Below are 21,169 nucleotides of genomic sequence, written 5' to 3'. Positions count from 1 at the left end.
ACTAAGCCCGCGAATGGGAACAAAAGGGGCATGCGACCCGGGCCCGCACCGGGGCGGCGCCTGCCCGGCGCACCGACTCAGGCGTCGCCGGGGGATGCCTGACGCGCACCCTCCACGCGCGCGAGGGCGGCGTCGACGGCGGCGTCCTCCTTGGCCTTGGCGGCCCCGCCCTGGGTCTTCACGATCACCCTGACCACACCGATGAAGAACACGGCCATCACGACCGGAGGCACGAGCGCGGAGACGTAGTCCATGGGTCCAGAGTAGCCACGGAGCAACGGGCGAAAGGTACGGGGTGCGCGAACCGCCCGTGAACCGGGCGCGTCGCTCAGCCGGCGGCCAGCCGGCAGCTCTCGGCCGGGTCCGCCGGGGGCGCGGGCTTGCGGCGCGGGAAGACCTCCCCCGGCGTCGGGATGGGCCGCTTCGGCGTGGCCGGCTCCGTGGCGGGCCGCTCCGCGGGCGCCGGCCCGGGCTTGGGCGCCGGCTTCGTCGCGGGACCCGGTGCGGGCTTCTGCGCCGGTTTCTGCGGCTCCTCGGCCTGCCGGGGCCCCGAGGCCGCCCCGCCGCCCGGAAGGGCCAGCAGGCGGGCGCGTGAGGGCGGCACGGCGGGTGCGGGCACCTTGCGCGCACCCTGCGCGAACCGGGCCCGTACGTCCTGCTCGGCCAGCGCCTGGCAGCGGTCCAGCAGCGCGGCCGCCGCCGGGTTGCCGCGCAGCGCCCGCAGCGCGGCGAGATCATCCGGCGCCGGCCGGTGCCCGGCCCCCAGCGCCTCCTCCAGCAGGCCGAGATACCCGGCGGCGGCACCCGGGAGCGCGGCCCGGTACCGGCCGAGGTCGGCCACCAGGAAAGCGCGCAGTCTCGCCCCCTCGCGCATCGCCTCGTCGAGCGACTCTGCGAGCCGGAAGCAGTCCTTGACGTCCTCGGCGGACGCTTGGCCGGGGTGAAGGGCGAGGGCGAGGGCGCGGCGGAGCACACGCAGCTCCTCCGCGCCGAACGCCATGCCGCCGCGGGATCCGTATGGCGTGGGCATGCGGCGACGCTACCGCTAATCGGACAAAACTGACGAATCGGGATGTTTTTTCGACGCGTGTCGCTCCCGGTTTCCCCCGACCGGGGCCACGGACACGACCACGCGCGCGTGCAGCGGGAGAACCGGCGCTCCAGGAGGGCGCCGGTCACCTCACAGCCGCGACACGTTCCGCTCGTACACCAGGCGCAGCCCGATCAGCGTCAGCCACGGCTGGTGCTCGTCGATCACCGAGGACTCCCCCAGCACCATCGGCGCGAGCCCGCCCGTGGCGATCACCGTGACGTCGTCCGGGTCGTCGGCCAGCTCCCGGGCCATCCGGCTGACGACCCCGTCGACCTGCCCGGCGAAGCCGTACACGATGCCGGCCTGCATGGCCTCGACGGTGTTCTTGCCGATCACACTGCGCGGCCGGGCCACCTCGATCTTCCGCAGCTGCGCGCCCTTGACGCCGAGCGCCTCCACGGAGATCTCGATGCCGGGTGCGATGACGCCGCCGACGTACTCCCCGCGCGCGGAGACCGCGTCGAACGTGGTCGCCGTACCGAAGTCGACGACGATCGCGGGGCCGCCGTACAGCTCGACGGCCGCGACCGCGTTGATGATCCGGTCGGCGCCGACCTCCTTGGGGTTGTCGGTGAGGATCGGCACACCGGTCTTCACGCCCGGCTCGACCAGGACGGCGGGGACGTCGCCGTAGTAGCGCCGGGTGACCTCGCGCAGCTCGTGCAGCACCGAGGGGACGGTCGCGCAGATCGCGATGCCGTCGATGCCGTCGCCCAGCTCCTCGCCGAGCAGCGGGTGCATGCCCATCAGGCCCTGCAGCAGCACCGCCAGCTCGTCCGCGGTGCGGCGCGCGTCCGTGGAGATGCGCCAGTGCTCGACGATGTCCTCACCGTCGAACAGCCCGAGGACGGTGTGCGTGTTGCCGACGTCGATCGTGAGCAGCATGGCCGTTACTCCGCCTCGCGCAGGTCCAGGCCGATGTCCAGGATCGGCGAGGAGTGGGTGAGCGCGCCGACGGCCAGGAAGTCCACGCCCGTGTCGGCGTACACGCGCGCGATGTCGAGCGTCAGCCGGCCGGAGGCCTCCAGCAGCGCGCGCCCGCGCACGATCCCGACGGCCTCCGCGCACTCGTCCGGCGTGAAGTTGTCCAGCAGGATCAGGTCGGCGCCCGCCTCGACGACCTCGCGCAGCTGGTGCAGGGTGTCGACCTCGACCTCGATCGGCACCTCCGGGAACTGCTCCCGTACGGCCTTGAAGGCCTGCGCGACGCCACCGGCGGCGACCACGTGGTTGTCCTTCACCAGGGCCGCGTCGGACAGCGACATGCGGTGGTTGACGCCGCCGCCGCAGCGGACCGCGAACTTCTCCAGCGAGCGCAGACCCGGGGTCGTCTTGCGGGTGTCGCGGACCTTGGTCCTGGTGCCCTCCAGCGCGTCCGCCCACGCGCGCGTGGCGGTCGCGATGCCGGACAGGCGGCACAGGATGTTCAGCGCGCTGCGCTCGGCGGTCAGCAGGTCACGCGTGCGGGTGGTGACCGACAGCAGCTTCTGCCCGGCCTCCACGCGGTCGCCGTCCTCGACGTGCCGCTCGACCTCGAACTCGTCCGTGCAGACCACCGAGAGCACGGCCTCGGCGACCCTGAGGCCCGCCACGACGCCCGCCTCGCGCGCGGTGAAGTCGCCGGTGGCGACGGCCTCCTCGGGGATGGTCGCGACGGTCGTCACGTCCACGCCGCCGTCCAGGTCCTCCTGGATGGCCACGTTGGCGATGTCCTCGACCTCTACGGGATCGAGCCCGGCGGCGGCCAGCAGCTCGGCGAGCGCGGGGTCGAGCCCGCTCTCCAGGTACTCCTCGTCGCCCTCGGCGCCGCAGGCGCAGCCGTCGCCGCAACCGCCGGTGGGGGCGAGGGGAAGGTCGTCGGTGCTCACGTTCGTCACTGCTCCTGGGGCGCTGGGTGTTACCGGGTAGGGGGGAAGTCTGCGGTGTCGGTGGTGCGCACGGCCAGCGACCGGTCGGGGTTCAGCCGTACGACGATGTGGCGCCGCCAGTGGGTGTCGTCGCGCTCGGGGCTGTCCTCGCGCCAGTGGCAGCCGCGGGTCTCCTCGCGCATCCGCGCGGCGGCGACCAGGACGCGGGCGACACACAGGAGGTTGGTGGCCTCCCAGGTGTCGACGCCGGGCTCGGCGGTCTTGCCGTTCTCGTGGAGGGCGTCACGGGCCTCGCTGTGCAGCTGCTGGAGCTGCTCGGCGGCCTTCGCGAGGGAGTCCTCCGAGCGCAGCACGCCCGCGCCCTCGGTCATGATCCGCTGGATGGCGAACCGGGCCTCGGGGGCGAGCAGCGGGTGCTCCGGCTTCCCGGGGTCCGGGACGGGCTGGGGCACGGGCGCGTGGAGGCCGTTCTCCGCCCGCGCGGCGGCGATGTCGGCGGCGATCCGCTCGGCGTAGACGAGGCCTTCGAGGAGGGAGTTGGAGGCGAGCCGGTTCGCGCCGTGCACGCCGGTGCAGGCGACCTCGCCGCACGCGTACAGGCCGGGCACGGTCGTACGCCCCTGCGCGTCGGTGCGGACGCCTCCGGAGGCGAAGTGGGCGGCCGGGGCGATCGGGATGGGCTCCGTGACCGGGTCGATGCCGTTGGCGCGGCAGGCGGCCAGGATGGTCGGGAAGCGTCGTTCCCACATCTCGGCGCCGAAGTGCCGGGCGTCGAGGAACATGTGCTCGGCGTCCTGCTCCAGCATCCGCCGCAGGATGCCCTTGGCGACGATGTCCCGCGGCGCCAGCTCGGCCAGCTCGTGCTGCCCGGCCATGAAGCGCACGCCGTCGGCGTCCACCAGATGGGCGCCCTCGCCGCGCACCGCCTCGGACACCAGCGGCTGCTGGCCCTCGGCGTCCGGGCCGAGGAACAGCACGGTCGGGTGGAACTGGACGAACTCCAGGTCGCTGACCTCGGCGCCCGCGCGCAGCGCCAGCGCGACGCCGTCACCGGTCGACACCGACGGGTTGGTGGTCGCGGTGAACACCTGCCCCATGCCGCCGGTCGCGAGCACCACGGCGGGGGCGTGCACGGCGCCCACACCGTCGTGCTGGCCCTCGCCCATCACGTGCAGCGTGACACCGGCCGTACGGCCCTCGGCGTCGGTGAGCAGGTCCAGCACGAGCGCGTTCTCGATGGTGCGCAGCCCACGCGCGCGTACCGCCTCGACGAGCGCCCGGGAGACCTCCGCGCCGGTCGCGTCGCCACCCGCGTGCGCGATCCGGCGCCGGTGGTGGCCGCCCTCGCGGCCGAGGTGGATGTCGCCCTCGTCGTCGGTGTCGAAGTGGGCGCCGGTGGAGATCAGCCGCCGTACCGCGTCGGGGCCCTCGGTGACGAGGATCCGTACGGCCTCCTCGTCGCACAGGCCCGCGCCGGCCACCAGGGTGTCCCCTAGGTGCTGTTCAGGCGTGTCGCCCTCGCCGAGCGCCGCGGCGATACCGCCCTGCGCCCAGCGCGTGGAGCCGTCGTCCAGGCGGGCCTTGGTGACGACCACGGTCGTCAGGCCCGCGGCCTCGCAGCGCAGAGCGGCGGTCAGACCGGCCACTCCGGAGCCGACGACGACCACGTCCGCCGGGATGGACCACCCGGGGGCGGGCGCGTGCAGTCGTATGCCTGTGCTGGTGCCTGTGCTGCTCACGAGGCGGCTCCGAAGGTGAGAGGGAGGTTGTCGATCAGCCGGGTCGTACCGACCCGGGCGGCGACGGCGAGGACGGCCTCGCCGGTGAAGTCGTCACCGATCTCGGTGAAGTCGGACGGGTCGACGAGGGCCAGGTAGTCCAGTTCGAGCGGCGGGGACAGGCGCGCGGCCTCCTCCAGCACCTGCCGTGCGGCGGCGCGGACGGCCGCCGGACCGCCGGGGGACGCCGTGGCGACCGCGTGCGCGTCGGCGGCCGCACGGGACTCCCCGAGGGCGCTCAGCGCCTCGGCACGCGCGTGCGTGGAGGGCACTTCGCGGGCACGCGCGCGCAGCGCCTCCTGCGCGGCGTGCCGGTCGCGGCCCGCGAACAGCGCCCGGGACAGCGCGAGCGCGGTACGGCGCTCCTCCGCCGAGAGGTAGCGGTTGCGGCTCGACAGGGCGAGCCCGTCCTCCTCGCGCACGGTCGGTACGCCGGCGATCTCGACGCCGAAGTTCAGGTCCCGCACCATGCGCCGGATCAGGGCCAGCTGCTGGGCGTCCTTCTGGCCGTACAGGGCCACGTCGGGGCGGGTGAGGTGCAACAGCTTGGCGACGACGGTGAGCATGCCGTCGAAGTGGCCGGGCCGCGAGGCGCCCTCCAGGCGTTCGCCCATGGGGCCGGCGGTGATCCGGACCTGGGGAGCGCCGCCGGGGTAGACCTCGTCCACGGACGGCGCGAACACCGCGTCCGCACCGGCCTGCTCGGCGATCTTCAGGTCGGCGTCCAGGGTGCGGGGGTAGCGGTCCAGGTCCTCGCCCGCGCCGAACTGAAGCGGGTTGACGAAGACGGTGACGACGACCTCGCCGTCCGGTCCTGCGATCTCGCGCGCCGTGCGGATCAGGGTGGCGTGGCCCTCGTGCAGGGCGCCCATGGTCATCACGACGGCGCGGCGGCCGCGGCGCACCCGCGCGTGCAGCTCGCCGGCGGTGCTCAGCAGGGCGGTGGTCATCGGTCGTTCCCCTCGGTGCCGGTGGTGCCTGGGCCGGTGGTGCCGTTCGTGCCGCCGGCACCGTCGGCCAGCACGCCGAGCAGGTCCTCGGCGAGTTCGGGCTTCAGCAGGCCGTGCGCGAGTGCCCGGTCGGCGGTCGCGCGGGCCATCGCCACGTAGCCCGCGACGGTCTGCGGGGCGTGCTCGCGCAGCTCGGTGATGTGCGCGGCGACCGTGCCGGCGTCCCCGCGCGCGACGGGCCCGGTGAGCGCCAGGTCACCGGAGCGCAGGGCGTTGTCCAGGGCGGCGCCGAGCAGCGGGCCGAGCATCCGGTCGGGCGCCCCGACACCCGCCGTGCGCAGCAGCTCCATCGACTGGGCGACCAGGGTCACCAGGTGGTTGGCGCCGAGCGCGAGGGCCGCGTGGTAGAGCGGGCGGTTCTGCTCGCTGATCCACTCGGGCTCGCCGCCCATCTCGATGACGAGGGCCTCGGCGGCCAGCCGCAGCTCCTCGGGCGCGGTGACGCCGAAGGAGCAGCCGGCCAGGCGCTGCACGTCCACGGGAGTGCCGGTGAAGGTCATCGCCGGGTGCAGGGCCAGCGGCAGCGCGCCCGCGCGCAGGGCCGGGTCGAGGACCCCCGCGCCGTACCGGCCGGAGGTGTGCACGAGCAGCTGACCGGGCCGCACCGCACCCGTCTCGGCGAGGCCGGTGACCAGGCCGGGCAGGACGTCGTCGGGGACGGTGAGCAGCACCAGGTCGGCGCGCTGAAGGACCTCGGCGGGCGGCACCAGCGGCACGTCCGGGAGCATGGTCTCGGCGCGCCGCCGGGAGGCGTCGGAGACACCCGAGACGGCCACCGGGCGGTGTCCGGCGAGCTGGAGGGACGCGGCGAGCGCGGGGCCCACGCGGCCGGCGCCGACGACACCGACGGTGAGCCGCGCGGGGCGGTCCTTGAGGTCTGGCTGGTGGACTGTACTCACGCGACGGCGGCCTTCCCGTTCCAGTCCGCTCTGGGTACCGGACGATTTCTCGTCATGTTAACGCTATCTCGGTGCGGCGCCGACTGGTTGTCCACAGGCTGTGGGTTACGCCACGCACGGCGGCGGTGTCGCCCGGCGCCGGCTGCGGTCTCGCCGCGCGGAAACCCGGCTGTCCGCGCGCGGGGCAGCACGCCATGATCAGTACATGACCGATACGGCGGAGCAGGGCGAAGAGCGACAGGCGGAACCGTCCGTCCAGGAGCGGATGCGGGAACGGCGCCGAGCCGCCTTCGCGCAGGCGGAACGGGTGCTGTCGCGCCCGGGCCCGCAACGCACGATCCGGGAGCGGCTGGCCGCCCTCCAGGAAGCCGCACCCGCGGTGTGCGACCTGGACCAGCACGTGGACCAGTACGGCAACGGCATCGTGGCGGACCTGGAGGAACGGGTCGCGACCCTGCTCGGCACGGAGGCCGCCGCGTTCTTCCCCACCGGCACGATGGCCCAGCAGGTGGCCCTGCGCTGCTGGGCGGGCCGCACCGGCGACCGCGCGGTGGCCCTGCACGCCCTGGCCCACCCGGAGGTGCACGAACGGCATGCGCTCAGCGAGGTCAGCGGGTTGCGGCCGGTGCGTGTGACCAGTGCGCCCCGGCTGCCCACCGCCGCCGAGATACGCGACTTCGAGGAGCCCTTCGGCACGCTGATGCTGGAACTGCCCCTCCGGGACGCCGGTTTCGTGCTGCCCACCTGGGAGGAACTGACCGAGGTCACCGAGGCGGCGCGGGAGCGCGACGCGGTGGTGCACTTCGACGGCGCGCGCCTGTGGGAGTGCACGGTCCACTTCGGCCGGCCCCTGGAGGAGATCGCGAGCCTGGCGGACAGCGTCTACGTGTCGTTCTACAAGTCCCTCGACGGCTTCGGCGGCGCCGCGCTGGCCGGTCCGAGGACGCTGGTGGAGGAGGCGAAGACCTGGCGCCACCGGTACGGCGGGATGGTCTTCCAGCAGTTCCCCACCGTGCTCTCGGCACTCGTCGGCCTGGCGCGCGAGCTGCCCCGGCTGCCGGACTACGTACGGCACGCGCGCGTGGTCGCCGCCGCGCTGCGCGAGGGCTTCGCCGCGGCGGGCGTCCCGTGGGCGCGGGTGCACCCCGAGGAACCGCACACCCACGACTTCCAGGTCTGGCTGCCGTACGACCCGGACGTCGTGATGGAGGCGGCGGTGCGCCAGGCCGAGGAGACCGGGGTCTTCCTCTTCGCCCATCCCTGGGACCGCGGCGGACCCGGGATGTCCTTCAGCGAGGTCGCCGTGCGCTCACCGGGCCTGGAGTGGACGGCGGACGACGTACGGGCGGCCGTGGCCGACTTCGTGCGCCGGCTGCCCGCGGGGTGATCGCGCGATGGGCACGCGCCCGCCCGTGATCACAGCACGCATGATCACAGCGTGCGCGGGCGCAGCCACCGGCGCAGGGCGTGCCGCACGCGCCCCCGCGCCGGGCGCCCGGCGATGACGGCGTGAAAGCGCCGGTGGTCGCGCAGTTCACGCACCAGGCCGACGTCGTACCGGCCCGACGCGGGCGGCTCCGGTTCGCCGAGCACGCGGGCGCGGTAACTGTCCAGGAGGTACTGCTGGGTGATGCTCATGGCGGATCGCCTTCTCGGATGTTCTCGGGACTCTCGGGTCAGGGATTGGTCACCGACCGCTCGGTGACCGTTCGGGCTCCGCGGCTGCCCCGGCGCCCTCCAGGCTGCCCCCGGCCAGGGCGGGTGTCCCGTGGATTGACGGCTGCCGTCAATCCACGGCGGCACTGTCAGTGGCCGGGTGCACGATGGAGGGCATGAGCGTGACCATCGACATCACCGGGCTGCCACCGGAGCGGGTCTCCGTCGTGCCCTCTCCGCTGGCGGAGCTGGGGATGGCCCTGCACGCCCTCAGCGAGCCCGGCCACCACCCCGGCCTCCAGGGCTGGGCGACGGCCGTCTCGTCCCGGCTGGACCCCTGTCTGGCCGACCGGCTGTGCGAGGCGGAGTTCCTGTGGCGCACGACGTTCTCGGACGTCTTCGCCCCGTTCGCGGGCATCCCCGGCGGCCACGCGCTCCCCGGCGCCACGCTCGCCGAGGAACTGGACCTGCTGGACAAACTGACGGACGATCAGTTCGTCACCGCGGCACTGGAATTCACCTGCCAGCTGCGCTACGACTCCCAGCAGTCCAGCCCGCTCGACGACCCGGAACTGCGCCGCCGCTCGCTGGAACTGGCCGCCGCGCGCGGTGCCGTACAGGAGCGGTTCACGCGTCGGCTGCTGGCGGATCCGCCGGCCGTGCGCGCCTGGTTCCGGGAGCTGATGCTCGACTGCGACGAGGCGTTCTTCGCCGACATCTGGGCCCGCGTCCAGCCGCAGCTCGCCGCGGACGCCCGGCACAAGACCGAGCTGCTGCGCCGCAAGGGCCTCGCCGAGGCCCTGTCGTCCCTCTCGGGAGCCGTCTCGCTGGACCAGGAGGCCGCGCTCATCACCGTCGACAAGCTCCTGGTGGGCCACAGCGCCACCGGTGACGGCGGCCTGGTCCTCGTCCCGACGAGCCTGGGCTGGCCGCACGTGATGGTCCTGCACCGGTACGGCTGGCAGCCCTCGATCACCTATCCCGTGAACGGCACGCGACCGCAGGCCCCGTCCGTCGACCAGCTCACGCGCCGGCTGGAGGCGCTGGCCCACCCGGTGCGGTTGCGGCTGTGCCGGCATCTCGCGCGGTCCCCGCACACCACCGGCGAACTGGCCGACGCGCACGGCATGTCGGCCCCCGAGATATCCCGGCACCTCGCGGTGCTGAAGAAGGCGGGCCTGATCACCGGCTGCCGCCGGGGCCGGTACGTCCAGCACCAACTGGACCTGGCGGCGGTGGCCCGCCTGGGCAGCGACTTCATCGAGGGCGTCCTGCGCTGAAGCCGGGCCCGGACGGACCTGCACTGCAGCCGGGTCGGACGGCCGTCGCACTGAAGCCCGGCCCCGAGGGCCCGCGTTGACGCCGGGACCGGACAGCCCTCGCACTGAAGCCCGGCTTGAACGGACCCGCGCCGAAGCCGAGTTCGGACGACCCTCGCAATGAAGCCCGGCTTGGACAGAGCCGCGCTGCAGCCGGGTTCGGACAGCCGTCGCGCTGAAACCGGGCTGGGACGGTCCCCGCGTCGAAGCCGGCGCCGTACGGACCGCGTCAGCCGTGTCCGCCCGCGCGTACCAGCCCCGTCTCGTAGGCCAGCACCACGACCTGGACCCGGTCGCGCAGGCCGAGCTTGGTCAGGATGCGGCCCACATGGGTCTTCACCGTCGCCTCGCTCAGCACCAGCCGGGCCGCGATCTCGCCGTTGGACAGGCCCTGGGCGACCAGCACCATCACCTCGCGCTCCCGGTCGGTGAGCCGCTCCAGTTCCTTGTGCTGCGGCTCCTTGCCGGCGGAGGGCAGCATAGGCGCGAAGCGGTCCAGCAGGCGCCGGGTGGTGGACGGCGCCACGACCGCGTCACCGCTGTGCACGGCACGGATCGCGGCCAGCAGATCACCCGGCGGTACGTCCTTGAGCATGAAGCCGGAGGCGCCCGCCTTCAGCCCGGAGAAGGCGTACTCGTCGAGATCGAACGTGGTCAGGATCAGCACCTTGGGCGGGTTGGGCTCGGCGCAGATCCGCCGGGTCGCCTCCACACCGTCCAGCTTCGGCATGCGGACGTCCATCAGGACGACGTCGACGGCCGTGGACCGCAGGACCTGCAGGGCCTCGACGCCGTCGCCCGCCTCCGCGACGACCTCCATGTCCGGCTGGGCGGCGAGCACCATCCGGAATCCGGTGCGCAGCAGCACCTGGTCGTCGACGAGCATCACGCGGATCGTCATCGGGCCTCTTTCGTTCGGAGCGGTGGGGTTGCCTCGGGGAGTGGTGGCACGGGTCTCATCGGAAGCGTGCGGCCGCGTCAGTGCGCCGGTTTGAGCGGCAGCAGGGCGCTGATGCGGAATCCTCCGCCCGGACGCGGACCCGCGTCCAGCGTGCCGCCGACCATGCCGACCCGCTCGCGCATGCCGATCAGGCCGTGCCCCCGGCCGTCGGCGCCGCCCTCCTCGTACAGCTCGTGCGGAGCGCCCTTGCCGTCGTCCTCGACGAGCAGACCGAGCCCGTCGTCGAAGTACACCAGCCGCACGCTCGCGCCCGCGTTGGGCCCGCCGTGCTTGCGCGTGTTGGTGAGCGCCTCCTGCACGATCCGGTACGCGGTGAGCTCCACTCCGCTGGGCAGCGGACGCGGGGTGCCCTCGACCTTGAAGTCGACCGGGAGGCCCGAGCTGCGGCACTGCTCGATCAGGTCGTCGATCTGCTCGACGTCCGGCTGGGGGACGTACTCCCCGCTCTCCTGGTGCTCCCCGGTGCGCAGCACGCCCAGCAGGCGGCGCATCTCGGCGAGGGCCTGACGGCCGGTGGAGGAGATCGTCTCCAGCGCCTTCTTGGCCTGGTCGGGGGCGGCGTCGAGGACATAGGCGGCGCCGTCCGCCTGCACCACCATCACCGACACGTTGTGCGCGACGACATCGTGCAGCTCGCGCGCGATACGGGCGCGCTCGGCGGCCACCGCGACCTTCGACTGCGCCTCGCGCTCCTTCTCCAGACGGGCCGCGCGCTCCTCCAGCTGGGCGAAGTAGGCGCGCCGGGTGCGCATGGAGTCACCGAGCACCCAGGCGAGCGCGAAGGGCACCGTCTGGAAGACCGCGATGGCGATCTGCCCGGCGAAGCTGGAGTGCTCGGCCGGCCAGCGGATCTGCGCGAGACCCGCCGCGCAGAGGCTGACCGCGAGGGCGAGCCGGGAGGCCCAGCGCGCACCGACCGCCGCCACCGTGTAGGTGATCACCAGCATCGCGAAGTCGGCGACGGTCGTCTCGACGTCCAGCACCAGCTGGGCCAGTCCGGTCGCGAGGGCGACCAACAGCATCGGCTCGGGGAAACGGCGGCGCAGCGCGAGCACGACGCACAGGATGGCCGACACCGCCATCCCGGCCACGAGCGACATGTGGTGCCGGTCGGACCCCCCGCTCACGCTCGCCACGACCATGCCGGACAGCCCGAACAGGACGACGGCCCAGAAGGTGTCGACCCCGGTCGGGTGGCGGCGGAGGAAGTCGTAGAGGCGCTGCACGTAACCCAGAGTAGGGAAAACAGATGCGTGCAGGGGTCAACCGGAGGGCCGATCCGCGCCGGGCGCGCATACTCCGCAAGGTGGAGGAAGTGATCATCTGTGCGCCTAGTCTGTTGCGGTGACGGATGAGACGGCACGGCAAGCGGAACGGCCCCCCGGCGACGGGCACAACGCCCACGGCCGGCCCGGCCGGCCCGGTCGGCACGGCCTGCGGGACGGCACCGGCCCGCGCGGCTGGCGTACGGCGACCGAGGCGGCGCTGTACGGCCCCGGCGGCTTCTACCGCCGCCCGGAGGGCCCGGCCGGCCACTTCCGCACGTCCGTGCACGCGTCCCCGCTGTTCGCGCAGGCCGTGGCCCGGCTGCTGGGCCGGGTCGACGAGGCGCTGGAACGACCCCCTGTGCTGGACTTCGTCGACATGGGGGCGGGGCGCGGCGAGCTGGTCACCGGCGTGCTCGCCGCTCTGCCCGCCGACGTGGCCGCACGCGTGCGTGCGTACGCCGTGGAGCTCGCCGACCGTCCGGCCGGACTGGACGAGCGGATCACCTGGCTGGACACACCCCCGGTGGCCGTCACGGGGCTGCTGTTCGCCAACGAGTGGCTGGACAACGTGCCCGTGGACGTCGCCGAGGTCGACCCCGCGGGAGTCCCCCGGCTGGTGCTCGTCGCCGACGACGGCAGCGAGCGGCTCGGGGAGCCCGTGACCGGCGCGGACGCGGACTGGCTCGCGCGCTGGTGGCCCCTGCCCGCGGAGGAGGGGCTGCGCGCGGAGATCGGGCTGCCCCGGGACCTGGCGTGGGCGTCGGTGGTGCACCGGGTGGTGCGCGGGCTCGCGGTGGCCGTGGACTACGCGCACACCGTCGACGCGCGTCCCCCGTTCGGGACCCTCACCGGCTTCCGGGAAGGGCGCGAGACGGCACCCGTGCCGGACGGATCGTGCGACATCACAGCGCATGTCGCCCTGGACGCGTGCGCGGCGGCTCCCACGGCGCAGACGCCCTCGGGCACGCCTGGTGAGACGGCGCGCACGGCTTGCGACCCGGCGCACACGACCGCGGGGGCGGCGCGCCCGGCCGAGCACACGACCCGCGCCGTTTCGGAGCAGCCCGACGCGCCACTGGGCACGGCTCGCACACCCAAGACCACGGCGCACACGCCCCCGGACACCCCCCCGGGTCCGGCGCGCACGCCCTCGAACACGGCGCAGGGGCCTTCTGATGAGGCGCGCACACTGCCGGCCGCGCGCCTGCTCACGCAGCGCGCCGCTCTGCACGCCCTGGACATCACCGGCGCACGCCCCCCGCTCGCGCTGGCCGCCACGGACCCCACCGCCTACGTGCGCGCCCTCGCGAGCGCCGGAGAGGCCGCCGAACTCACCGCGCCGGGCGGTCTGGGCGACTTCGGCTGGCTGGTCCAGCCGGTTGGAATTCCGGACCCGCTCGCCTGAGCCGCTGAGCCGGCCGGCCCCTTGCCCGTGGCCGGCCTACTTGTCGATGTCGCCGACCACGAAGAACATCGAGCCCAGGATCGCCACCATGTCCGCCACCAGCGTCCCCGGCAGCAGTTCGGTCAGCGCCTGGATGTTGTTGTACGAGGCCGAGCGCAGCTTCAGCCGGTACGGCGTCTTGTCGCCCTTGCTGACCAGGTAGTAGCCGTTGATGCCGAGCGGGTTCTCGGTCCACGCGTACGTGTGCCCCTCGGGCGCCTTCAGCACCTTCGGCAGCCGCTGGTTGATGGGCCCGGGCGGCAGCTCGGCGAGCCGGTCCAGGCAGGCGTCGGCCAGGTCCAGAGCGTTGTGCGTCTGCTCCAGCAGGACCTCGAAACGGGCGAGGCAGTCTCCCTCGCTCCGGGTGACGACCCGCAGCGTGTCCTGGAGGGCGCCGTACGCCAGGTACGGCTCGTCGCGGCGCAGGTCGAAGTCGACGCCCGAGGCGCGCGCGATGGGCCCGCTCACGCCGTAGGCGTGCACGGTTTCCGGGGTCATCGCACCGACCCCGCGCGTGCGCCCCCGGAAGATCTCGTTGCCGAGCACCAGGTCGTCGAAGACGTCCATGCGCGAGCGCACGTCGGCGACGGCGGCACGCGCGCGCCCCGCCCAGCCGGCCGGCAGATCCTCCTTGAGGCCGCCGACGCGGTTGAACATGTAGTGCATGCGCCCGCCGGAGACCTCCTCCATGACGTTCTGCAGCACCTCGCGCTCGCGGAACGCGTAGAACACCGGGGTGATGCCGCCCAGCTCCAGCGGGTAGGAGCCGAGGAACATCAGGTGGTTCAGCACGCGGTTCAGCTCGGCGAGCAGCGTGCGCGTCCACACCGCCCGCTCGGGCACCTCCATGCCGAGCATCCGCTCCACGGCGAGGACCACGCCCAGCTCGTTGGAGAACGCCGACAGCCAGTCGTGGCGGTTGGCGAGCATGATGATCTGGCGGTAGTCGCGGGCCTCGAAGAGCTTCTCGGCGCCCCGGTGCATATAGCCGATCACCGGTTCCGCGCGCACGATGCGCTCCCCGTCCAGCACGAGCCTGAGCCGCAGCACGCCGTGCGTGGAGGGGTGCTGGGGCCCGATGTTGAGCACCATGTCGGTGCTCTCCGCGGCGCCGCCGATCCCGACCGTGGTCTCCGTCGTAGGAGTCATGGCCCCAGTTTCCCCTACGTACGCTGGGCCCATGGAAACGGGGAGCCCGGAGGAGACCGGGATACCAGGGGCCGAGCCGGCGTGGCGGGGGCTGGATCCCGCTCTGGTGCGGGTGCGGCGGCTGCTCCTGGTCGTGTGGACGGCGGTGCTCGCGGTGGCCGTCGGGTTGCTGCTGGGCCTGCTCGTGGGGCCCGCGTGGGCCGCCTTCGCGCTGCTGCCGCCGGCCCTCGCCGCGTGGTGCTGGCCGCTGGTGGAGCGCAACTGGCGCTCGTGGCGCTACGCCGAGCGCGGGGACGACCTGCTGATCAGCCGCGGTGTCCTGTGGCACGAGGAGACGGTGGTGCCGTACGGGCGGATGCAGCTGGTGGAGGTCACCTCAGGGCCCGTAGAGCGGCGCTTCGGGCTGGCCACCGTGCAGCTGCACACGGCGGCCGCCGCGACGGACGCCACCATCCCCGGTCTGTCCCCCGCCGAGGCGGAACGGCTGCGCGACCGGCTCACCGAGCTGGGCGAAGCCCGAACGGCGGGCCTGTGACGAGCCCCGGCCACGACGACACCGCGGACGGCATAGCCGCCACAGACCAGGCGATGGCCGCCCCAGACCGCAGAGACGGCGCGGATGGCGCCGCCGACGCCGATGGCGCCCGGGGCGCCGAGGGGCACGCGGCCGTGATCGAGCGCCGGCTGCACCCCGTCACGCCCTTCCGGCGGGCGTGGGCGCCGATCGCCGTACTCGCCGGATGGGCGGTGCACGACCCGGACACGACGCAGCGGCAGCTGGAACGGCTGACCACCACCGTGCTGCTGCTGGGGCTCGCCGTGCTGGTGCCGGTCGCCGGCCTCTACGGCTTCCTGTCCTGGTGGTTCACTCACTTCGCGGTCACCGACACGGAACTGCGCATCCGCACCGGCCTGCTGTTCCGGCGCACGGCGCACATCCGGCTGGAGCGCATCCAGGCCGTGGACGTCTCCCGTCCCCTCCTCGCGCGCGTGGCGGGCGTCGCCAAGCTGCGGATAGACGTCGTGGGCGCCGACGACAAGGACGAGCTCGCCTTCCTCGGTGAGCGGGAGGCGCGCGTCCTGCGCGCGGAACTGCTCGCGCGCGCGGCGGGCTTCGCCCCCGAGACGGCGCGTGAAGTCGGCGAGGCGCCGGCGCACGAGCTGCTGCGTGTCCCCCCGCGCGCGCTGGCACTCTCCCTGGTGCTGACGGGCGCCACCTGGGGCTCGTTGTGCGCCGCGGTCGTCGTACCGACCGTGCTGTGGCTCACCACCGACAACCTGTGGACGGTCCTCGCGACCACCCTGCCACTGCTCGGCGCGGCCGGCGCGAGCAGCGCGAGGCGGTTCGCCGGCGAGTTCGACTGGAAGGTGAGCGAGTCGCCGGACGGGCTGCGCATCGACCGCGGGCTGCTCGACCGTACGCATGAGACGGTGCCGCCCGGCCGGGTGCAGACCGTGCGGATCGTGGAACCGCTGCTGTGGCGGCGGCTCGGCTGGGTGCGGGTGGAGCTGGACGTGGCCGGGTCCGACAACTCGGTGCTGGTGCCGGTCGCCCCGCGCCCGGTCGCCGAGTCGGTCATCGCGCGCGTGCTGCACGGCGTGACGGTGCCCCAGGCTCTGACGCGCCCCCCGGACCGGGCCCGCTGGTGTGTGCCGGTGTGGTGGCGCGGCCACCGGCTCGCGGTCACCGACACCGTGTTCGCCGCCCGGCACGGCCTGCTGCGCCGCCGGCTCTCGCTGGTCCCGCACGCCAAGGTGCAGAGCGTACGGCTGACTCAGGGGCCCTGGGAGCGGCTCCGGCGGCTCGCCGACGTCCACGTGGACACCGGGGCCGGCAAGACCGTGACCGCCCGTCTGCGGGACGCCGAGGAGGCCGCGCGGCTCCTTCACGCCCAGGCGGAGCGGTCCCGTACGGGCCGCCGGGACGCCCGCCCGGACCGCTGGATGACCTGAGGCCCGGCTCCCTGCGCGGGAAGCCGGGCCCGGTCGTCCTCGTGGCGAGGGGAGATGCGGCCGAGGGGCACTCAGGAAGCCGCGCTGCGCAGCCTCTGCACGTCGATCTGCTCGGTCTCGTCGTGCGCGGTCAGGTCGATGACCTGGCCGACGCCCCGCGACTGTGCGTCGGCCTGCTTGAACCCGGCCTCGGACTCGGCCTTGTGGACGGCGAGGGCCTCCTCGCCGACCACGTCGGCGAGGTCCTCGTTCTGCACGGAGTCCAGCGCGGCCTTCGGCGCGCCCTTCTGGGTGCCGAAGAAGTCGAAACCGCCCTCGACCGCCGGGCGCCGCGCGGGCGCGGACGGTACGACGGCCACCGCGGTCGGCACCGTGAAGTGCCCGGCGGAGGCCTGCGCCCCGGGGCCCGCGGGCTCGGCCGGAGGCATGGGGGCGGCGGCCGCGCGGGCGTGCCCGTCGGCCGCCACGGGCTGCCCCTGCGCCTCGTCCTCCTGGGCGGCCGGCGCACCGGCCTCGCTCCGAGGGGCACCGGCGTGGTCCGCCACTCCGCCTTCCGCCGTACCGTCCGCCGTTCCTTCGACCGCGCTCTCGGCCGCGCCTGCTCGGGTGTCCGCCGCGGCGCCCGCTGGTGTGGTGACGGACTCGGCCGTGCCCGCGTCGGACCTGGATATGTCGGCCCTGCCCGCCGGGACGGCATCGGTAACGGCATCGGCGATGGCGTCGGGCTCGTCGGCGTCGGCTTCGCGGGCCTCGGGAGCGGCCGGCTTGTCGGCCGTGTCCCCGGCGGCGGCGGCCTCGGAGACCGCGGGCGCCGGTGCGTGCGCGGCTTCCGTCACGGCGTCGGCCGAGGCGTCCGCGTCGAACCGGACCAGCGCCGTCAGTGCCTGCCGGTACAGCCCGGCGCCCTCGGGTGAGAACACCGCGCGGGCCGTCGGCTCGTCCCCGGAGTCCTCCTCGGCGGCTGCGTCGGCTCCCTCCACCGCGGCCGGCTCGGGCTCGGCGCGGCGCGCGGGCGGCAGCGCGGGCGCGGACGACGGTTCGGCGGCCTCGATCTCCAGCAGCCGGCGTCCTTCCAGGGCGCTCGCGCGCTCGGTCTCCGCCGTGGCGTACCGGCGCAGCAGGGCCGCGTGCTCGTTGCGCAGGCCGGTCAGCTCGGCCCGCTTGGCGCGCAGCCGCTGCTCCAGCTTGGCGCGCAGCTCGCGCGACTCCTCCAGGTCGGTCTCCAGTTCGGCGACCCGCTCCTCGTACCGCCATTCGTCGCCGGCACGCGCGCGTGTCAGCTCGGCGACCCGCTTGCCCGCCTGCGCGTCCCAGCGGCGCATCACGACCGCGCCGACGACCGCCGTCACGGCGGCGGCCGCGGCCAGTGCGCGCAACACCATGGCCTCGGAGAACACCCAGGGACCCAGCGCACAGACGACGGAGACACCGGCGATCGCCGAGGGAGGCAACAGCCGGTGCAGGGGTGGTGAATGGCGGTGGCGTCCACGTGGCATGGCCAGAAACTTACCGCGCGTAGGCGAATCGTGGGCCCCCGCCCCGTAAAAACACGGCCACGGCACCGGCTTCACGGGGCGTCAGGCGTACGGCGGCTCAGCGGTCGGTGAGCCGCCCGCTGATCCACTGCAGCGTCGGCGGGATCTCGCGCCGCCAGGTGTTGAAGTTGTGTCCGCCGCTTTCGAGGATGATCGACGATATCCGGGTCACGTTCGTGGCCTGCACGCCCGCGATGAACTTCAGCGTGGCCTTGTAGTTGTGCTCGCCGACCTTGCTGCTGGTGACGAGCAGCGAGGTGTCCGGCGCCCGGTCGTGCTTGAGCAGCCACGAGAGGTCGGCGCGGTTCTGCAGGTTCTTGTCGCCGTGGAAGAGGTCGCCGGTGGTGGGGTCGATCGGCGCCTTGTAGTAGGGCGACAGGCCCGCGGCGGCCGCGTACGCGTCGGGGTGGTGCATGGCGAGCTTGAGCGCGCAGTAGCCGCCCGTGGAATCGCCGATCACGCCCCAGCTGCCGGGCCGCTTGCCGACCCGGTAGTGCGTGAGGACGGCCTCCGGCAGGTCCTTCGCAAAAAACGTTTCTGTCTGCGGCCCGCCCGGTACGTCCACGCACTCGGTGTCCCGCGGCGGCGCCACGGTCGGCCGCAGCATCACCAGGATCATCGGCTGCATCTTCCCGTCCTTGGCCAGTTGCAGCGCCGTGCGCGGGTAGCGCAGCTTGTCCACCAGCGCCTGCGCCGTACCCGGGTAGCCGGTCAGGACGACCGCCGCGGGGAACGTGCGCGTGCGGTACTGCGGCTGGAAGTACTCCGGCGGCAGGTAGACGAACGCCGGGGTGGCGATGTGGCTTCGCCGGCCGGTGATGTCGACCTTCTGGACCTGACCGGTCGTCTGCGGACCGCTGCCGCGCACGCCCGGGACGCCGTACGACGTGAGCACCTGGACCGGGCCGCTGCCGCCGCCCGCCGCGTGGTCGACGACGACGCCCTGATCCGTCTCCTGGCCGAACAGGTCGGCCCAGCTGGCGTAGAAACCGAAGGCCTGGTTGGCGTAGAGGCCCACGGAGGCGAAGAGTGCCAGCTGGGTGCCGAGGAGCAGGCCGACCCGTCCGCTGATGGCCCGCCAGCTCTGCCGGGCGAGCCGCGGCCACAGCCACACCGTGCCGACGAACAGCACGACGGCGAGGACGATCGCCAGCACCAGCACCTTGTTGCTCGTGAGACCCATGGATGTTTCCTGCCTGCGCTCTCCGCCCGGCGCCCGCCCATGCTTCATCGCGAAGGCTTGCCCGGGGTTTTCCTTGGCCTTTGACCCGACTTTCCGGTGGGGAGTGAACCTCTCTCCCCGAGACACCGTCCTAGAGGGCGCAATGTCGCCGGATGCCCGCTCGGGCCCGGGTCCAAGGTCTCTCGCAGAACTACGGGATGCGATGTCTGTCAGGATAGATGGGGAAATGTCGGGCGGGGTTCCGAGCCGATCAAGCCGGGCGCGGCGCATACTGCGCGGCCCGCGCCCCGAGGCCGTTCCCGCCCTGGTCGGCTGGGCGGCGGCTCTTGTGGGCGTCCTGGACATCGCCGCGGGCGTGTTCCCACGTTTCCGGCACAGCCGCGTCCATGCCATAGCCGAGGTGCTGCCGGGGTCGTTCGGCCCCTTCGCCGCAGCGCTGTCGCTGAGCAGCGGCGTGCTGTTGCTGCTGCTCGCGCACGGGCTCAAGCGGCGCAAGCGACGGGCGTGGCGCGCCGCGGTCGCGCTGCTGCCGGCGGGTGCGGTGGCCCAGTTCGCCTACCGCCACTCGGTCGTCGGTGTGCTCATCGCGGTCGCGCTGCTCGTACCGCTGCTGCTGCACCGGAACGAGTTCGCGGCGCTGCCCGACCCGCGCAGCAGGTGGCGCGCGCTCGCCAACTTCGTCCTCATGAGCGCCGGTTCGCTCATGCTGGGCCTGGTCATCGTCAGCGTCCACCCGCACCGGACGGTCGGCGACCCGAGCCTCGCCGACCGGCTCACCCACGTCATCTACGGCCTGTTCGGCTTCGAGGGCCCGGTCGACTACCAGGGCAACACGTCCTGGACCGTCGCCTTCTCCCTCGGCGCCCTCGGCTGGATCACCGCCGTCACCACCATCTACCTGGCGTTCCGCCCCGAGCACCCGGCCGCCCGCCTCACCGAGGAGGACGAGGCCCAACTGCGGGCCCTGCTGGAGAAGCACGGCCGGCGCGACTCCCTCGGCCACTTCGCGCTGCGCCGGGACAAGGCGGTCGTCTTCTCCCCCAGCGGCAAGGCCGCCGTCACCTACCGCGTCATCTCCGGTGTGATGCTCGCCAGCGGCGACCCCATCGGCGACGTCGAGGCCTGGCCCGGCGCCATCGAGCGCTTCATGGACGAGGCCAAGGCCCACTCCTGGACCCCGGCCGTGATGGGCTGCTCGGAGACGGGCGGCGAGGTGTGGACCCGCGAGACCGGCCTGGACGCCCTGGAGCTGGGCGACGAGGCGGTGGTGGAGGTCGCGGATTTCTCCCTCGCCGGACGCGCGATGCGCAACGTCCGACAAATGGTCAAGCGCATCGAGCGAGCCGGCTACGAAACGCGGGTACGGCGCATCCGTGACCTCGGCGACACCGAGCTGGAGCGCATCCGCCGGGCGGCGGAGGACTGGCGCGGCACCGACACCGAGCGCGGCTTCTCCATGGCGCTCGGCCGGATCGGTGACCCCACCGACGGCGACTGCCTGATCGCCACCGCCCACAAGCAGGACGACGAGCCCGGCGAGTACGGCGACCTGAAGGCGGTCCTGCACTTCGTGCCCTGGGGCAAGGACGGCGCCTCGCTCGACCTCATGCGCCGCGACCGCAGCGCGGACCCCGGCATGAACGAGCTGCTGATCGTCGCCGCCCTGCAGGCCGCCCCGAAGTTCGGCATCACCCGCGTCTCACTGAACTTCGCGATGTTCCGCTCGGCCCTCGCACGCGGCGAGAAGATCGGCGCAGGTCCGGTGCTGCGCGCCTGGCGCGGGCTGCTCGTGTTCCTCTCGCGCTGGTTCCAGATCGAGTCGCTGTACAAGTTCAACGCCAAGTTCCAGCCGCGCTGGGAGCCCCGCTTCGTGGTCTACCGGCACTCCGCCGACCTGCCCCGCATCGGCTTCGCCGCCATGCAGGCGGAGGGCTTCGTCAACCTCGCGCTGCCGCTCCCGCGCTTCCTGCGCCGGCGCAGGGCAGCTGTCGAGCGCCCCTGCGCGCACACCGTGGCGGAACGGGACGTCCGCGCGGCCTGACGCGCCGTAGGA

General features: G+C 73.6%; 19 protein-coding genes. 6 read left to right on the top strand and 13 right to left on the bottom strand.

Going from position 1 to position 21,169, the window contains the following annotated elements; translation table 11 throughout:
* Positions 1 to 77: 77 nt before the first annotated feature.
* The 7 genes from ABT171_RS16210 to ABT171_RS16180 form a co-directional block, all read right to left on the bottom strand.
* Entirely contained in the window at positions 78 to 254 is a 177-nt protein-coding gene (locus ABT171_RS16210; RefSeq protein WP_351244062.1) for a hypothetical protein, read from the bottom strand.
* Between the two features lie 74 nt (positions 255 to 328).
* Entirely contained in the window at positions 329 to 1,000 is a 672-nt protein-coding gene (locus tag ABT171_RS16205) for a hypothetical protein (RefSeq protein ID WP_351244152.1), read from the bottom strand.
* A gap of 180 nt (positions 1,001 to 1,180) precedes the next feature.
* Entirely contained in the window at positions 1,181 to 1,978 is a 798-nt protein-coding gene (locus ABT171_RS16200) for a type III pantothenate kinase (RefSeq protein WP_030651508.1), read from the bottom strand.
* Positions 1,979 to 1,983: 5 nt separating this feature from the next.
* Positions 1,984 to 2,961, bottom strand: coding sequence for a carboxylating nicotinate-nucleotide diphosphorylase (gene nadC, locus ABT171_RS16195; protein WP_351244059.1), 978 nt, complete (start codon positions 2,959 to 2,961; stop codon positions 1,984 to 1,986).
* A gap of 29 nt (positions 2,962 to 2,990) precedes the next feature.
* Positions 2,991 to 4,700: an L-aspartate oxidase gene (locus tag ABT171_RS16190; RefSeq protein WP_351244057.1), complete on the bottom strand. Its 1,710-nt coding sequence runs from the start codon at positions 4,698 to 4,700 to the stop codon at positions 2,991 to 2,993.
* Positions 4,697 to 5,689: a pantoate--beta-alanine ligase gene (panC, locus tag ABT171_RS16185; protein WP_351244055.1), complete on the bottom strand. Its 993-nt coding sequence runs from the start codon at positions 5,687 to 5,689 to the stop codon at positions 4,697 to 4,699. Before panC ends, ABT171_RS16190 begins: the two co-directional genes overlap by 4 nt.
* Positions 5,686 to 6,648: a Rossmann-like and DUF2520 domain-containing protein gene (locus ABT171_RS16180; protein WP_351244053.1), complete on the bottom strand. Its 963-nt coding sequence runs from the start codon at positions 6,646 to 6,648 to the stop codon at positions 5,686 to 5,688. The genes panC and ABT171_RS16180 overlap by 4 nt, the downstream gene beginning before the upstream one ends.
* Positions 6,649 to 6,853: 205 nt before the next feature.
* Between ABT171_RS16180 and ABT171_RS16175 the strand changes: the two genes are divergently transcribed.
* Positions 6,854 to 8,035: a threonine aldolase family protein gene (locus ABT171_RS16175; protein WP_351244051.1), complete on the top strand. Its 1,182-nt coding sequence runs from the start codon at positions 6,854 to 6,856 to the stop codon at positions 8,033 to 8,035.
* Between the two features lie 44 nt (positions 8,036 to 8,079).
* Here the strand turns inward: ABT171_RS16175 and ABT171_RS16170 are convergent, their stop codons facing one another.
* The gene (locus tag ABT171_RS16170) at positions 8,080 to 8,286 is read right to left on the bottom strand and encodes a hypothetical protein (protein WP_351244049.1); all 207 of its coding nucleotides are present in this window, start codon (positions 8,284 to 8,286) and stop codon (positions 8,080 to 8,082) included.
* A 194-nt stretch (positions 8,287 to 8,480) separates the two neighbouring features.
* On the opposite strand from ABT171_RS16170, the gene ABT171_RS16165 reads away from it, so the two are divergent.
* The gene (locus tag ABT171_RS16165) at positions 8,481 to 9,584 is read left to right on the top strand and encodes a DUF5937 family protein (RefSeq protein ID WP_351244047.1); all 1,104 of its coding nucleotides are present in this window, start codon (positions 8,481 to 8,483) and stop codon (positions 9,582 to 9,584) included.
* Positions 9,585 to 9,852: 268 nt separating this feature from the next.
* Here the strand turns inward: ABT171_RS16165 and ABT171_RS16160 are convergent, their stop codons facing one another.
* Together ABT171_RS16160 and ABT171_RS16155 are read right to left on the bottom strand one after the other, a co-directional pair.
* Positions 9,853 to 10,524: a response regulator transcription factor gene (locus ABT171_RS16160; protein WP_351244045.1), complete on the bottom strand. Its 672-nt coding sequence runs from the start codon at positions 10,522 to 10,524 to the stop codon at positions 9,853 to 9,855.
* Between the two features lie 77 nt (positions 10,525 to 10,601).
* On the bottom strand, positions 10,602 to 11,810 hold the full coding sequence (locus tag ABT171_RS16155) for a sensor histidine kinase (RefSeq protein WP_351244043.1): 1,209 nt from the start codon (positions 11,808 to 11,810) through the stop codon (positions 10,602 to 10,604).
* Between the two features lie 118 nt (positions 11,811 to 11,928).
* Between ABT171_RS16155 and ABT171_RS16150 the strand changes: the two genes are divergently transcribed.
* The gene (locus tag ABT171_RS16150) at positions 11,929 to 13,257 is read left to right on the top strand and encodes an SAM-dependent methyltransferase (protein WP_503075357.1); all 1,329 of its coding nucleotides are present in this window, start codon (positions 11,929 to 11,931) and stop codon (positions 13,255 to 13,257) included.
* Positions 13,258 to 13,293: 36 nt separating this feature from the next.
* Here ABT171_RS16150 and ABT171_RS16145 read toward each other — a convergent pair whose 3' ends face one another.
* Complete coding sequence (locus tag ABT171_RS16145) at positions 13,294 to 14,445, bottom strand: NADH-quinone oxidoreductase subunit D (protein WP_351244041.1); 1,152 nt, start codon at positions 14,443 to 14,445, stop codon at positions 13,294 to 13,296.
* A gap of 31 nt (positions 14,446 to 14,476) precedes the next feature.
* Between ABT171_RS16145 and ABT171_RS16140 the strand changes: the two genes are divergently transcribed.
* The gene (locus ABT171_RS16140) at positions 14,477 to 14,980 is read left to right on the top strand and encodes a PH domain-containing protein (RefSeq protein ID WP_351244039.1); all 504 of its coding nucleotides are present in this window, start codon (positions 14,477 to 14,479) and stop codon (positions 14,978 to 14,980) included.
* A 53-nt stretch (positions 14,981 to 15,033) separates the two neighbouring features.
* Positions 15,034 to 16,398 carry a PH domain-containing protein gene (locus ABT171_RS16135; RefSeq protein ID WP_351244148.1) on the top strand — a complete coding sequence of 455 codons (1,365 nt, stop codon included), beginning with the start codon at positions 15,034 to 15,036 and terminating at the stop codon, positions 16,396 to 16,398.
* Positions 16,399 to 16,469: 71 nt separating this feature from the next.
* Here ABT171_RS16135 and ABT171_RS16130 read toward each other — a convergent pair whose 3' ends face one another.
* Together ABT171_RS16130 and ABT171_RS16125 are read right to left on the bottom strand one after the other, a co-directional pair.
* A complete protein-coding gene (locus ABT171_RS16130) occupies positions 16,470 to 17,894 on the bottom strand; it encodes a hypothetical protein (protein WP_351244037.1) in 1,425 nt (474 codons plus the stop codon).
* Positions 17,895 to 17,991: 97 nt separating this feature from the next.
* A complete protein-coding gene (locus ABT171_RS16125; protein WP_351244035.1) occupies positions 17,992 to 19,116 on the bottom strand; it encodes an alpha/beta hydrolase in 1,125 nt (374 codons plus the stop codon).
* A gap of 226 nt (positions 19,117 to 19,342) precedes the next feature.
* Here ABT171_RS16125 and ABT171_RS16120 point away from each other — a divergent pair, with 226 nt between their 5' ends.
* Positions 19,343 to 21,157 carry a phosphatidylglycerol lysyltransferase domain-containing protein gene (locus tag ABT171_RS16120; RefSeq protein ID WP_351244033.1) on the top strand — a complete coding sequence of 605 codons (1,815 nt, stop codon included), beginning with the start codon at positions 19,343 to 19,345 and terminating at the stop codon, positions 21,155 to 21,157.
* Positions 21,158 to 21,169 lie beyond the last annotated feature (12 nt).

Origin of the sequence: Streptomyces sp. NPDC001851 (assembly GCF_040297165.1) — a bacterium.
Lineage (GTDB): Bacteria > Actinomycetota > Actinomycetes > Streptomycetales > Streptomycetaceae > Streptomyces.
Note: the sequence above shows the minus strand (reverse complement) of the source record. Positions and strands in the feature narration are given on the sequence as shown.